Raw genomic sequence first — 253 nt, forward strand, 5'->3', positions numbered from 1 at the left:
GGACGCCAGGGCGGTGATTCGCAAGGCGGTGTCCGCCGCTCAGGCGCGAGCTGCGGCGCGCAAGGCTCGCGACCTGACCCGGCGCAAGTCCGCGCTGGAGAACTCCACGCTTCCGGGCAAGCTGGCCGACTGCTCGGTCAAGGATCCGGCGCTGGCCGAGCTGTTCGTGGTCGAGGGCGACTCGGCCGGCGGCTCGGCGGTGAGCGCGCGCGATCGCAACACTCAAGCCATCCTCCCGCTGCGCGGCAAGATC

1 pseudogene is annotated in these 253 nt (G+C 71.9%); it reads left to right on the plus strand.

Annotated features, from left to right (window positions below):
- Window positions 1–253: pseudogene (locus EUU22_RS01860) on the plus strand (DNA gyrase subunit B); the annotation flags it as partial.

This window comes from Ciceribacter ferrooxidans (genome assembly GCF_004137355.1).
Taxonomy (GTDB): domain Bacteria; phylum Pseudomonadota; class Alphaproteobacteria; order Rhizobiales; family Rhizobiaceae; genus Allorhizobium; species Allorhizobium ferrooxidans.